Raw genomic sequence first — 13,726 nt, 5'->3', positions numbered from 1 at the left:
AGGCTGAATCAAAAATATGTTGTTGCCAATGCATTGACAATTGTCAAGAAAACAATAGTTTGTTTCTTTAGCTTGGATATTTGTTTTTGTAAAAAGCATTGTTGAAGGAATATCTAAATGAAAACTGAATTTTCACGTCGTTTCCGCTATTGCCTTTCGCAGCGGGAAGATTGAATTGTGGATCGCCTCCAAAGTCATTGTTGTCTCTCATTCCCCATTGCAATTCGGGACCCAAAATGCAATCTTTGACAGGGGAATACAAAAGATTCACACTGGCATATTGTCCCTTTTTATAGGCAGTTGATAATTGCGCTTCGGTGGTGGTGTTGTTCAGTATCGAATATCCAATGGCCGAACTAAGTTTTTCACTCCAATTAATGTCAAAATAGGTAACCACTCCCACCATCGGAATGGCAACTCCCTTTATGGGGGCTTTTGGGTTGTCATATTGTCTTTTGATTCCAACATCTGCATCCGCGTCATTCATGTAATTCTGGATACCGGCACCTGTGGTGAATGCTCCATGAAAAATTATTTTTTCGCATACTTTTAATCGAGTTGATAAGCTCAAACCCCATCCCACGGCACTGCCCGTCAAGTCATATTGATCGGTGTTGTGGTCTTCCCATTTCATGCTTCGAACGATACCGGCCAATTCCAAATATCCCCAAGTACTGCTGTATCGGTATTCTGCCGTTAAATCGGGTACTGAAAATCTAGGTTTAATATTGTCAAGCAATGTCGTATAGGTAAAGTCTTTTCCATATTGGCCTTGGTCGGCTGTGGCTCCTGGCCGCTCAATGGCAATTGCCAACGAATGGTTTTGGTTTGAAATCGGGGTGTAGCGTACTTGTACATTTCGAAGGAAAGGCAAGGCATTAGGCCCCATAAACTCTACTATGTTTGGATATACGTCTGTATCGGTATACAAACTGTTGGTTTGTCCTGCTCCAAATTTACCCAATTCGGCATAAGCGTGTTTTAGGCGAAAAGCTGTGTTTCCCGCTTCTTTTCCCATCCCAAATAAATCAAATTCAAAATGTGTTTTGATTTGTCCCATTGGTGTGTCCAAATAGTTCTTTATTCCAAATGTAGTTTGTCTTACGCTCATAAAAAAGGCGCCTTGGCTTTGGTATTCATTCCCGTCTTTGTCCAAAATTTGAGTGGGACGCATCGTGTCATACCAATCGGGATTTATTCTTCCAAAATCATAGCCCGAATCCATCATTATGAAACCAAAGATTTCCATAGTTTTGTCGGCTTCGGTGTTTTGGGCGGTAAGACTAAAGGAAAATAATAAAATAATCAGTGAAGCGTATCTTGTTTTTATCATATTCTTTGGTTTTAAATAGTGATTGAAATACTGCCGTTTGATTTGTGAAAAAAAACTTCAAATGAGAAAGGTTGCAAAAAAGTCTGGTTTTTACTTACCAAATATAATAAAAAATTTATAATCCAGATAGTTTGTAAATGAACTAAATATCTCATTATACATAGGTTGTGATTTTATTCCGTACCATTAACAAGAGCAAACAACAAGTCAAAACAACAAAAAACCGGGTCAATTGACCCGGTTTTTATATAAAGTAATTTCCCTAAATTCTGGTAATTATTCCAAATCCGCAGGAGTTTCGTTGAGAATTATCTACTGGGTTTTATCAGAAGCACATTTTTGTATCTATCCTTGATGTTGACCAAATTCTTTTCGGCCTCGATGCGGGTTTTGAAACTGCCAATCCATATCTTATAATTAGGTGTGTTGAAAACAATGGTAGCGTCAAGATCCTTGAATTCTTGCTTGAACTCGGTTAGTGTTTTTTTGGCGTTTTCACTGCCTCCACTATAAATTTGAATTTTATAGGAATCATTTACTGTAAGAGAAGTGTTTATTTTTCTCTTTTCGTTCAATAATTGTTCGAATTTTGGATCTTGACTAATCGAGGAATTTTGATCCTGTGCCTTCATTTTTGGCGATAAAGCAACTAATAATAAAGCGGATAAAATTATTTTTTTTGGGGCTAGATTTCTCATAATCTGATTGTTTTTATGCAAAAATAGTGTTTAATGATTAAAACTAAAACGCAATAATTATTTAGAATGAATATAAATTATATTTAAGACTATTTTAAGGTTTTGAGAATAGTTCTTAAAGTGTATTTTTGTCGCATATTTTAAAAAAGTGATTTTTGTCATATTTTATATTTGAAAAAAATCATATCAATATTGTAGATAATTACTATACTATATGAAAAAGATGGGTGACCATAATTCGATTACAAGGAGATTATATTTGAGCGTGGCTTTGATGCTGACTTTGTCCTTGAGTTCATTTGCACAAGATGCTGCTCCAGCGGCAACTGCTGCTCCGGCAGCGGAAACTGCAGCACCTGCGGCTGCAACGGCTGGAGATCCTGTAAAAGGGAAAGACCTTTTCAATACCAATTGTGCCGCTTGTCATAAATTGGACGCAAAAGCAACTGGGCCGGCTCTTAGAGGTATCAGTGGTAAACATGATAAAGCGTGGCTTTACAAATGGATTCACAACAGTGGGGATTTAATCAAATCTGGTGATGCTGCGGCTGTAAAAGTTTTTGAAGAAAACAACAAGGTGCCAATGACTTCTTTTCCGCAATTGTCGGAAGCTGACATTGACAACATTATTGCTTATACCTCAGAGCCTAAAGCGGCGGCTGCAACTGCTCCAGCTGCAGGAGAAAAAGTTCCTGGTGCTGATGCTAATGAAGGAGGAGTTTCGAATAACGTTATTCTAGGTGCATTGACTTTGGTAATGGCGATACTAATCGTGATGTTGTTCTTGGTGAACAATGTTTTGAGAAAAGTGGCTGCTGCCAATGGAATCAATGTTGCTCCAAAAGAACCAACTTTGCCAATTTGGAAAGCATTCGTTAAAAATCAATTTTTAGTATTGGTTACTTCTATATTCTTGTTGTTGGCCAGTGGGTATTTTGTTTATGGATACTTGATGCAGGTTGGAAATGACCAAGAATATGCGCCAATTCAGCCAATTCATTATTCTCATAGAATTCACGCCGGAAGCAATGGAATCAACTGTAACTACTGTCACTCGGCAGCTAGAGTTGGAAAAACTGCAGGTATTCCTTCGTTGAATGTTTGTATGAACTGTCATAAAAATATTTCTGAAGTTTCGGATACTACGGCTACTGCTGAGTATTCAAAAGCTTTCTATGATGGAGAAATAGCTAAGTTGTACAAAGCTGTGGGTTGGGACAAAGATGCCCAGAAATATACAGGAAAAACGCAACCAGTAAAATGGGTTCGTATTCATAATTTGCAAAGTTTTGTTTACTTCAATCACTCACAACACGTTAATGTTGCAGGAGTTGAGTGTCAAACTTGTCACGGACCGGTTGAAACTTTTGAAATTCAAAAACAATTTGCTCCATTGACCATGAAATGGTGTGTGGATTGTCATAGAAAAACGGAAGTTAAAATGGAAGGCAACGAGTATTATGCCAAAATTCACGAACAACTTTCCAAAAAATACGGTGTAGAGAAATTGACTGCAGCGCAAATGGGAGGATTGGAATGTGGTAAATGCCACTATTAAAAAAAATAATTAAGAAGCTAATATTTATATAGAATATGTCATCAAACAAAAAATACTGGAAAAGTGTTGAAGAACTAGACGGAAATAGTTCTATTGTTGAGGCGCTTAAAAATAACGAATTTGTTGAAGAAATTCCTACTGACGAGTTTTTAGGAAACAATGGTGCTTTGGCATCTTCATCAACATCACGTCGTGATTTTTTAAAGTACGTTGGATTTAGTACTGCGGCAGCTACGCTTGCAGCTTGCGAAGGTCCTGTGCACATGTCGATACCTTATGTAGTACAACCGGAACAAATCATTCCTGGAGTTGCAGATTATTATGCAACTTCTGTTTTTGATGGTTTTGATTTTGCCAACCTTTTAGTAAAAACACGTGAAGGTCGTCCTATTAAAATAGACAACAACACCATTGAAGGAGCCAAGTTTTCGGCCAATGCCAGAATCCATGCGTCTATATTGTCATTGTATGACAGTATGCGTTTGAAAGAGCCAAAAATTGCTGGTAAGCCTGCTTCTTGGGTTGATGTTGATTCAAAAATTAAATCAAGTTTGGCTGAAGCCAAAGCTAAAGGAGGGCAAGTTGTTCTTTTGACCAATACATTGGCAAGTCCATCGACTGAAAAGTTGATAGCTGAGTTTATTGGAAAAAATCCAAATGCAAAACACGTTATCTACGATGCGGTTTCTGAATCAGAAGCTTTGGATGCATTCGAAGCTGTGTACGGTGAAAGAGCTTTGGTTGATTACGACTTTTCAAAAGCATCCCTAATTGTTTCTGTTGGTGCAGATTTCCTTGGAGATTGGCAAGGTGGTAGCTACGATTCAGGTTATGCTAAAGGAAGAATTCCTCAAGGATCACAAGGGAGCAAAAAAATCTCTCGTCATTTCCAATTGGAAGCGAATATGACTTTGTCTGGTGCTGCTGCCGACAAGCGTGTTGCGATGTCAACTGCAAATCAAAAGCAAGCATTGGTACTTATATATAATACAGTTGTTGGAGCTTCGATTCCAGTAACTTTAGATTCAAAATTAAAAGCTGAAGTTGTCAAAGCTGCCCAACAGTTAAGAGCTGCTGGAAGCAAAGGAGTTTTGGTTTCTGGAATTCAAGACGTGAATGCACAGTTGTTGGTTTTGGCTATTAACCAAAAATTGGCGAGTGAGTCTTTTTCAACTGTTGGAACCAGACAAATCAGAAAAGGTTCTGATGCTAAAGTAGCTCAATTAGTTAAGGACATGAAAGCTGGAAGCGTTCATACTTTGATTATGAGTGGCGTGAATCCTGTTTATTCTTTACCAAATTCAAAAGATTTTGTTGAAGGATTGAAAAAAGTAAGTCTTTCGGCTTCGTTCTCTTTGAAAGAAGATGAGACTGCTTCGATAACTACTATTGCTGCTGCAGCGCCTCATTACCTAGAATCTTGGGGAGATGTAAGCATTACAAAAGGAACTTATGGTTTGACTCAGCCTACCATTCGTCCTGTGTTCAATACTAGACAATTTCAAGACGCTTTGTTGTCTTTAAATGGAATTCCTGGTACTTTCTATGATTATTTAAAAGTAAGTTCAACATCAATAATTGCAGGTTCTACTTGGAATAAAGTATTACATGACGGAATTTTTGTTGGAACTATATCTGCGGCTTCAGCTGGTTCAGCTGATTATAATGCTGCTGCAAGTGCTTTGTCAAGTTCAAAAGCGGCTCAAGGTTTTGAATTGGTTTTATATACTAAAACTGGTTTGGGTGATGGCCAACAAGCAAACAACCCTTGGTTGCAAGAGTTTCCAGATCCAATCACGAGAGTTTCTTGGGATAACTATGTTACTGTTTCTGGAGCCGATGCCAAGAAATTGGAATTGTCGAATGAAATCGTTGCCAACGGTGGTTTGAACGGAAGTTATGCCACTATTACTACTGCCGATGGGGTTAAATTGGAAAATGTGCCGGTAATTGTTCAGCCAGGACAAGCTGTTGGTACAGTAGGTTTGGCTTTTGGTTATGGTAAAAAAGCGGCTTTAAAAGAAGAAATGCAAGTAGGTGTCAATGCTTACTCATTATATAAAGACTTTAACAATGTACAATCAGTATCATTGGTAAAAGCATCTGGAGAACATGAATTTGCTTGTGTTCAAGGTCAAAAAACATTGATGGGAAGAGGGGATATCATTAAAGAAACTACTTTAGAGATATTCAATACCAAAGATGCTGAACATTGGAATCCGCAACCAATGGTTTCATTGGATCACGAAGAAGTAAAAGCAACTTCTGTTGATTTATGGGCGTCATTTGATCGTTCTGTTGGACATCATTTTAATCTTTCTATCGATTTGAATGCTTGTACTGGTTGTGGTTCTTGTGTTATCGCTTGCCACGCCGAAAACAACGTTCCTGTTGTAGGTAAATCAGAAGTAAGAAGAAGTCGCGATATGCACTGGTTGCGTATCGACAGATATTATTCTTCTGAGGAAACTTTTGCGGGAGATAACGAAAGAAAAGAAAATATTGCAGGTTTGTCTAGTTCACTTTCTACATTTAATGAAATGGAACATGCGTCAGATAATCCACAAGTCGCTTTCCAACCTGTAATGTGTCAACATTGTAATCATGCACCTTGTGAGACAGTTTGTCCGGTTGCTGCAACTTCACACAGCCGTCAAGGTCAAAATAACATGGCCTACAACAGATGTGTAGGTACTCGTTACTGTGCTAACAACTGTCCTTATAAAGTACGTCGTTTCAACTGGTTCCTATACAGCAAAAACAGTGAATTTGATTTCCACATGAATGATGATTTAGGTCGCATGGTGTTGAATCCAGATGTAAGTGTACGTTCTCGTGGGGTTATGGAAAAATGTTCTATGTGTATTCAAAAAACACAAGCAACAATTTTGGCAGCCAAAAACGAAGGAAGAGTTATTGTTGACGGTGAATTCCAAACAGCTTGTTCTAGTGCTTGTACTACTGGTGCAATGGTTTTTGGAGACGTTAATGATAAAGAAAGTAAAGTTGCCAAATTGGTAGAAGAAGATAGAATGTATCACTTGCTAGAGCACGTTGGTACAAAACCAAATGTTTTTTACCACGTTAAAGTTAGAAATACTTAAGATAAATTAAAAATCAATTTAAAGGATTATGTCTCATATATACGACGCACCCATTAGAAAACCTTTAATCATAGGTGATAAATCTTATCACGATGTAACAGTGGATGTTGCTGCACCTGTCGAAGGTAAAGCCAACAAGCAATGGTGGATTGTGTTTTCAATCTCATTAATAGCCTTCCTTTGGGGAATGGGCTGTATCATTTACACTATTTCTACCGGTATTGGAACATGGGGATTAAACAAAACAGTAGGTTGGGCTTGGGATATTACTAACTTCGTTTGGTGGGTTGGTATTGGTCACGCGGGAACATTGATTTCAGCGGTACTTTTATTGTTCCGTCAACGTTGGAGAATGGCCATTAACCGTTCTGCGGAAGCTATGACAATCTTCTCCGTTATTCAAGCAGGTTTGTTTCCAATTATCCACATGGGTCGTCCATGGTTGGCCTATTGGGTTGTTCCAATTCCAAATCAATTTGGTTCACTTTGGGTGAACTTTAACTCGCCATTGCTTTGGGACGTATTTGCGATCTCGACGTATCTTTCTGTATCATTGGTTTTCTGGTGGACAGGTTTGTTGCCTGATTTCGCAATGCTTAGAGACAGGGCAATAACTCCTTTTAACAAAAGAATATATTCAATTTTGAGTTTTGGTTGGAGCGGTAGAGCAAAAGACTGGCAACGTTTTGAGGAAGTTTCCTTGGTTCTTGCAGGTTTGGCAACGCCACTTGTACTTTCTGTACACACCATTGTATCCATGGACTTTGCAACTTCTGTTATTCCGGGATGGCATACTACAATCTTCCCTCCATACTTCGTTGCTGGAGCGGTTTTCTCAGGATTTGCAATGGTAAATACCTTGCTTATCATTATGAGAAAAGTATCTAATCTAGAAGCTTACATTACTATTCAACATATCGAATTGATGAACATCATCATCATGATTACGGGTTCTATCGTTGGTGTTGCTTATATCACGGAACTTTTCGTTGCTTGGTATTCTGGAGTTGAATACGAACAATATGCATTCTTGAACAGAGCTACTGGACCTTACTGGTGGGCATATTGGTCAATGATGACTTGCAACGTGTTTTCACCACAGTTTATGTGGTTCAAAAAATTAAGAACAAGTATCATGTTCTCTTTTATTATCTCCATTGTTGTAAACATTGGAATGTGGTTCGAAAGGTTTGTAATTATCGTAACTTCGTTACACAGAGATTACCTTCCTTCATCATGGACCATGTTCTCGCCAACATTTGTTGATATTGGAATATTCATTGGAACAATAGGTTTCTTCTTTGTGTTATTCTTGTTGTATGCTAGAACATTCCCCGTGATAGCCCAAGCCGAGGTAAAAACAATATTGAAAGGAACAGGAGATAATTACATTAGAGAAAGAGCAGCAAATAAAGATTCACACCATGAGTAATAAAGTAATACACGCCATTTATAATGACGATGATATATTGATGGATGCCGTTAAAAAAACACGCGCAGCCCACCATCATATTGAAGAAGTTTTTACTCCATTTCCGGTTCACGGATTGGATAAAGCAATGGGACTTGCACCAACCAGAATAGCAATTTGCTCTTTCATATATGGTTTGTGTGGTTTGTCTTTTGGAACTTGGATGATGAATTATATAATGATTCAGGATTGGCCTCAAGATATTGGAGGTAAACCAAGTTTTAGTTATATAGAAAACATGCCTTCTTTCGTGCCAATTATGTTTGAAGAAACCGTATTTTTTGCAGCTCACTTAATGGTTATCACTTTCTATATGAGAAGTAGATTGTGGCCTTTCAAAGAAGCAGAAAATCCAGATGTACGTACTACTGATGACCATTTCTTGATGGAAATTGCAGTAAACGATAATGAAAAAGAGCTTGTTTCTTTTTTCGAAAATACAGGAGCAGTAGAAGTTAAAGTAATTGAAAAGCATTAATAGTAGATATGAAAAGCGTATATAAAATAACACTTTTAGTTGGTATTACTATTTTAGTTTCGTCTTGCCACAATAATGCGGAACCAAATTATCAATACATGCCTAATATGTATGAGCCGGTAAGTTATAACACTTACTCTCAATCGGATGCTTTTAAAGATGGTAAAGAAGGGCAACTTCCTGTTGAAGGAACCATAAACAGAGGTTTTGAAGTTTATGAATATCCTAATACTCCAGAGGCATTGATTGCCGTCAAAGCCGCAAATTTGCAATCACCTCTTGGTCCATTGTCTGAAAAAGACATGGAAAAAGCAAAAGGTCTTTTTGAAATATACTGTGCCATTTGTCACGGTGATACGGGTGATGGTCAAGGGAAATTAGTTAAACAAGGAAAGTTCTTGGGAGTACCTAATTACAAAGAGAGAGTGATCAATGAAGGAAGTATTTTCCATGTTGAAACTTATGGTCTTAACATGATGGGATCACACGCCAATCAATTGAGCAAACATGAGCGTTGGTTAGTGGCATCTTATGTTATGGATCTAAAAAGCAAATTATAATTGTAGAACAAAATCATCGTAATAGATATGTATACATTTTCAAGTAAATTAAAAACATTTTCTTTCATCTTAATGGCTGTAGGTCTTTTAGGAATTGGATATGGTTTTTTATCTGCACCCAAAGATATTCAAGCAGTTGAGGCAATTCTAGCAGCTGATGCTCACGGAAGTCACCATGAAGCTTCTGCCGAAGCGCATGTAGCAACTGAAGAAAGTCATGTTGCAACAGAAGTTGCACATGAAGCTACTGAAGTTCCAGTAGCAAACAAAGTAGCTGATACTGCAACAGAAGCGCATGATTCAATTCAAGCTCCCGTTGCTTCTGAACCGGCTCACGCTTCAACCGAAGCGCACGTTGCTGAGTCAGGCGAGCACAAAGTAGATGCTCATGCCGAGCATGAAAAGCATTTAAAACACGTTCTAAATCAATTACAAAACAAACCATGGGCTGCATTGTATGTTGCTTGTATCTTCTTTATGTTGGTTTCTCTTGGTGTTTTGGCTTTTTATGCCATTCAACAAGTGGCACAATCAGGTTGGTCTCCAGTATTGTTTAGAGTTATGCAAGGAATCACGGCTTATTTACCTGTTGGTTCTGTTATTTTCTTTGTGATATTGGTTCTTTGTGGTTTGCATTTCAATCATTTATTCGTATGGTTGGGTGAAGGTGTCACGGATCCAAATAGTGCAAATTATGACGAAATTATCGCCGGGAAAACGGGTTACTTGAATTTTCCTTTCTGGATTATTAGAGCTGCAGTTTTCTTGATTGGATGGAATCTTTACAGATATTATTCCAGGAAAAATTGTTTGGCACAAGATGAAGCACATGATGATAGTTTCTACAAAAAGAACTTCAAAATTTCTGCGGGTTTCTTGGTATTCTTTATCGTAACTGAATCTATTATGTCTTGGGACTGGATTATGTCAATCGATCCACACTGGTTTAGTACTTTGTTTGGATGGTATGTATTTGCCAGTTTCTTGGTAAGCGGTGTTACAATTATATGTTTGGTTTCTCTTTATTTGAAATCTAAAGGATATTTAGAATATGTAAACACAAGTCATATCCACGATTTAGCGAAATTTATGTTCGGATTCAGCGTTTTTTGGACATACTTATGGTTCTCTCAATTCATGTTGATTTGGTACGCCAATATTCCAGAAGAGGTTACTTATTTTGTTACAAGAATCCAAGATTACAATCTTCCATTTTTTGGAGCTGTAGTCATGAATTTTGTTTTCCCAATCTTGATTTTAATCAATACAGATTTCAAAAGAATCAGTTGGGTATTGGTTATGGCAGGTACAGTAATTTTGTTAGGGCATTATGTTGATTTCTTTAACATGATTATGCCTGGAACTGTAGGAGACCAATGGTTTATTGGAGTATCAGAAATTGCGTCCGTTCTTTTCTTCTTGGGATTATTTATATATGTTGTTTTCACGGCATTGACAAAAGCTCCATTATTGGCGAAGAGAAATCCGTTTATTGAAGAAAGTAAACATTTTCATTATTAATATTTAAAAACAATTAGATGACAAGTTTGTTGGTAATTATAGTTTTAGTTCTGTTGGCTATTGCATTATGGCAATTGACTAAGATATTCGATTTAACTCAGGTAGGTGGTGAAGCCGATGATTCACAAATAGCGAATGATGGCGACAATAACACGCAGGGTTATTTGATGTTCGGTTTCTTGGCATTCATTTACATTTTTACAATTTACGGATTGATAAAATGGAGTTCTTTGGTATTGCATACACCTGCATCTGCACATGGGGACGATATTGATAATTTAATGAATGTTACTTGGGTTCTAATTTTTATTGTCCAAGCCATTACTCAAGTATTGTTGCACTATTTTGCTTTTAAATACAGAGGAAAACAAGGTCAGAAAGCATTATTTTTCTCGGATAGCACTAAATTAGAAGTAATTTGGAGTGGAATTCCAGCTGTTGTTTTGGCGGTTTTGATTCTTTTCGGATTGTACGCTTGGACAAATATTATGTTTGTTGACGAGGATGAAGAAACTATCGTTGTGGAAGTATATGCACAACAGTTCAAATGGACTGCAAGATATGCTGGACCTGACAATGTTCTTGGAAAAGCAAATGTTAGACTTATTGATGGTGTGAACACACTTGGAGTTGATATGTCAGATCCAAATGCCCAAGATGATATTGTGGTAAGTGAATTGCATATTCCTAAAGGGAAAAAAGTTCATTTCAAATTCCGTTCACAAGATGTTTTGCATTCGGCTTATTTTCCTCATTTCAGGGCACAAATGAACTGTGTTCCGGGTATGGTTACCGAATTCGCTTTCGAACCGATTTATACTTCAGACGAATACAGACAATTGCCTTACATGGTTGAAAAAGTAGCTAACATCAATGCTATTCGTACCAAGAAAAGTGCAGAATTAGTTGCAAAAGGAGAGCCTGCTTTAGATCCTTACACTTTTGATTATTTGTTGCTTTGTAATAAGATTTGTGGAGCTTCTCATTATAACATGCAAATGAAAGTGGTGGTTGATACGCCGGAAGACTATAAAAAATGGTTAAGCGAGAAACCTACATTGGTTCAAGAAGTTAAAGCCGCCAATGCACCTAAACCAGTTGAAGGAGGAGTGGAAACTGATTCTACAAAAGCCAAGGATACTGCCGCTATTGCTAAAATAGCTATGAAATAATTATTTAAGAAAATTTAAAGTAAACAAAATATGTCAGCAGAAGGTCACGATCACGCACAAGATCACGAACACGAACACCACCATAAAGACACTTTTATCACTAAATATATTTTTAGTATAGATCACAAAATGATTGCCAAACAATACTTGATAACTGGTATTGTAATGGGAATTGTTGGAGTGATGATGTCGATGCTTTTTAGAATGCAATTGGCTTGGCCTGAAGAATCATTCAAAATATTTAATGTGTTGTTGGGTGATAAATTTGCTCCAAACGGAGTAATGGCAAATGATATTTATCTTGCATTGGTTACTATTCACGGAACCATAATGGTATTTTTCGTATTGACGGCTGGATTAAGTGGAACATTTAGTAACTTGTTGATTCCACTTCAAATTGGAGCTCGAGACATGGCTTCTGGATTCTTGAACATGATATCCTATTGGTTGTTTTTCTTGTCCAGTGTTGTAATGCTTAGTTCATTGTTTGTTGAAGCTGGACCGGCATCTGCAGGATGGACAATTTATCCACCTTTAAGTGCCTTGCCACAAGCGATTCCAGGTTCTGGATCAGGTATGACACTTTGGTTGGTTTCTATGGCATTGTTTATTGCAGCTTCATTAATGGGTTCTTTGAACTATATTGTGACGGTTATCAATCTTAGAACTAAAGGAATGTCAATGACAAGATTGCCTCTTACAATTTGGGCTTTCTTCGTGACTGCAATTATCGGGGTTGTTTCCTTTCCAGTATTATTGTCTGCAGCTTTATTGTTGATTTTTGATAGAAGTTTTGGTACTTCATTCTTTTTGTCTGATATTTATATTGCTGGAGAAGTGTTGCATTACCAAGGAGGTTCGCCAGTATTGTTCGAACACTTGTTCTGGTTCTTGGGGCATCCTGAAGTATATATCGTAATCTTGCCTGCTTTGGGTATCACGTCAGAAATTATAGCAACCAACTCTCGTAAACCAATTTTTGGATACAGAGCGATGATTATGTCTATATTGGCAATTGCGTTTTTATCTACCATTGTTTGGGGACACCATATGTTTATCTCGGGCATGAATCCATTCCTTGGATCGGTATTTACATTTACCACTTTGTTGATTGCAATTCCTTCTGCCGTAAAAGCATTTAATTATATCACGACACTTTGGAAAGGTAACTTGCAGTTGAATCCTGCCATGTTATTCTCTATCGGATTGGTTTCTACCTTTATTACAGGTGGTTTGACTGGAATTATTCTTGGAGACAGTACTTTGGATATTAACGTACACGATACTTATTTCGTTGTTGCACACTTCCACTTGGTAATGGGTATATCTGCTCTTTACGGAATGTTTGCCGGAATTTACCATTGGTTTCCAAAAATGTTCGGAAGAATGTTAAACAAAAACTTGGGTTATATTCACTTTTGGGTAACTGCAGTATGTGCGTACGGTGTGTTCTTTCCAATGCACTTTATTGGATTGGCAGGTTTGCCAAGACGTTACTATACAAACACCAACTTCCCATTGTTTGACGATTTGCAAAACGTAAACGTATTGATTACAACATTCGCTTTAATTGGTGGAGTTTTTCAATTGGTTTTCTTGTACAATTTCTTCAGCAGTATTTTCTACGGAAAGAAAGCTGTTCAAAACCCATGGAGATCAAACACTTTGGAATGGACTACTCCAGTAGAGCATATGCACGGAAACTGGCCAGGAGAAATTCCAGAAGTACACCGTTGGCCTTATGATTACAGTAATCCGGGTCACGATGAAGATTTCGTTCCTCAAAACGTGCCAATGAAAGAAGGCGAAGTAGTGTTGCACCACTAATCCC

At 37.6% G+C, this 13,726-nt stretch carries 10 protein-coding genes; 8 read left to right on the top strand and 2 right to left on the bottom strand.

All coding sequences use genetic code 11. From position 1 onward, the window contains the following. Positions 1–67: 67 nt before the first annotated feature. The gene (locus tag BUC16_RS00565; RefSeq protein ID WP_244534313.1) at positions 68–1,333 is read right to left on the bottom strand and encodes a DcaP family trimeric outer membrane transporter; all 1,266 of its coding nucleotides are present in this window, start codon (positions 1,331–1,333) and stop codon (positions 68–70) included. Positions 1,334–1,641: 308 nt separating this feature from the next. Next, positions 1,642–2,031 (bottom strand): SPOR domain-containing protein, encoded by a 390-nt coding sequence (locus tag BUC16_RS00560; protein ID WP_073367142.1) that lies wholly within the window; start codon positions 2,029–2,031, stop codon positions 1,642–1,644. Between the two features lie 214 nt (positions 2,032–2,245). Here BUC16_RS00560 and BUC16_RS00555 point away from each other — a divergent pair, with 214 nt between their 5' ends. From BUC16_RS00555 to BUC16_RS00520, 8 genes are read left to right on the top strand one after another with little or no spacing between them, the layout of a single operon-like run. After that, positions 2,246–3,589, top strand: a complete 1,344-nt coding sequence (locus tag BUC16_RS00555; protein ID WP_073367140.1) for a c-type cytochrome — start codon at positions 2,246–2,248, stop codon at positions 3,587–3,589. A 35-nt stretch (positions 3,590–3,624) separates the two neighbouring features. After that, a complete protein-coding gene (locus tag BUC16_RS00550) occupies positions 3,625–6,693 on the top strand; it encodes a TAT-variant-translocated molybdopterin oxidoreductase (protein ID WP_073367139.1) in 3,069 nt (1,022 codons plus the stop codon). 28 nt (positions 6,694–6,721) lie between these two features. Further along, complete coding sequence (nrfD, locus tag BUC16_RS00545) at positions 6,722–8,125, top strand: NrfD/PsrC family molybdoenzyme membrane anchor subunit (RefSeq protein ID WP_073367137.1); 1,404 nt, start codon at positions 6,722–6,724, stop codon at positions 8,123–8,125. Continuing rightward, on the top strand, positions 8,118–8,642 hold the full coding sequence (locus BUC16_RS00540; RefSeq protein WP_073367136.1) for a DUF3341 domain-containing protein: 525 nt from the start codon (positions 8,118–8,120) through the stop codon (positions 8,640–8,642). The genes nrfD and BUC16_RS00540 overlap by 8 nt, the downstream gene beginning before the upstream one ends. A gap of 8 nt (positions 8,643–8,650) precedes the next feature. Then, positions 8,651–9,202 (top strand): c-type cytochrome, encoded by a 552-nt coding sequence (locus BUC16_RS00535; protein ID WP_073367134.1) that lies wholly within the window; start codon positions 8,651–8,653, stop codon positions 9,200–9,202. A 27-nt stretch (positions 9,203–9,229) separates the two neighbouring features. Continuing rightward, complete coding sequence (locus BUC16_RS00530) at positions 9,230–10,723, top strand: quinol:cytochrome C oxidoreductase (protein WP_073367132.1); 1,494 nt, start codon at positions 9,230–9,232, stop codon at positions 10,721–10,723. A gap of 17 nt (positions 10,724–10,740) precedes the next feature. Then, positions 10,741–11,895: a cytochrome c oxidase subunit II gene (locus BUC16_RS00525; RefSeq protein WP_073367131.1), complete on the top strand. Its 1,155-nt coding sequence runs from the start codon at positions 10,741–10,743 to the stop codon at positions 11,893–11,895. 30 nt (positions 11,896–11,925) lie between these two features. Next, positions 11,926–13,722 (top strand): cytochrome c oxidase subunit I, encoded by a 1,797-nt coding sequence (locus tag BUC16_RS00520; protein ID WP_073367129.1) that lies wholly within the window; start codon positions 11,926–11,928, stop codon positions 13,720–13,722. Positions 13,723–13,726: the final 4 nt, after the last annotated feature.

This window comes from Flavobacterium fluvii, from assembly GCF_900129545.1.
Lineage (GTDB): Bacteria > Bacteroidota > Bacteroidia > Flavobacteriales > Flavobacteriaceae > Flavobacterium > Flavobacterium fluvii.
This window is presented reverse-complemented; position numbering and strand designations above follow the sequence as displayed.

Coding starts and splice junctions, on each gene's coding strand:
- BUC16_RS00520 (WP_073367129.1), top strand. CDS start 11,926: ATGTCAGCAGAAGGTCACGATCACGCACAAGATCACGAACACGAACAC.
- BUC16_RS00530 (WP_073367132.1), top strand. CDS start 9,230: ATGTATACATTTTCAAGTAAATTAAAAACATTTTCTTTCATCTTAATG.
- BUC16_RS00525 (WP_073367131.1), top strand. CDS start 10,741: ATGACAAGTTTGTTGGTAATTATAGTTTTAGTTCTGTTGGCTATTGCA.
- BUC16_RS00540 (WP_073367136.1), top strand. CDS start 8,118: ATGAGTAATAAAGTAATACACGCCATTTATAATGACGATGATATATTG.
- BUC16_RS00565 (WP_244534313.1), bottom strand. CDS start 1,333: ATGATAAAAACAAGATACGCTTCACTGATTATTTTATTATTTTCCTTT.
- BUC16_RS00535 (WP_073367134.1), top strand. CDS start 8,651: ATGAAAAGCGTATATAAAATAACACTTTTAGTTGGTATTACTATTTTA.
- nrfD (WP_073367137.1), top strand. CDS start 6,722: ATGTCTCATATATACGACGCACCCATTAGAAAACCTTTAATCATAGGT.
- BUC16_RS00560 (WP_073367142.1), bottom strand. CDS start 2,031: ATGAGAAATCTAGCCCCAAAAAAAATAATTTTATCCGCTTTATTATTA.
- BUC16_RS00555 (WP_073367140.1), top strand. CDS start 2,246: ATGAAAAAGATGGGTGACCATAATTCGATTACAAGGAGATTATATTTG.
- BUC16_RS00550 (WP_073367139.1), top strand. CDS start 3,625: ATGTCATCAAACAAAAAATACTGGAAAAGTGTTGAAGAACTAGACGGA.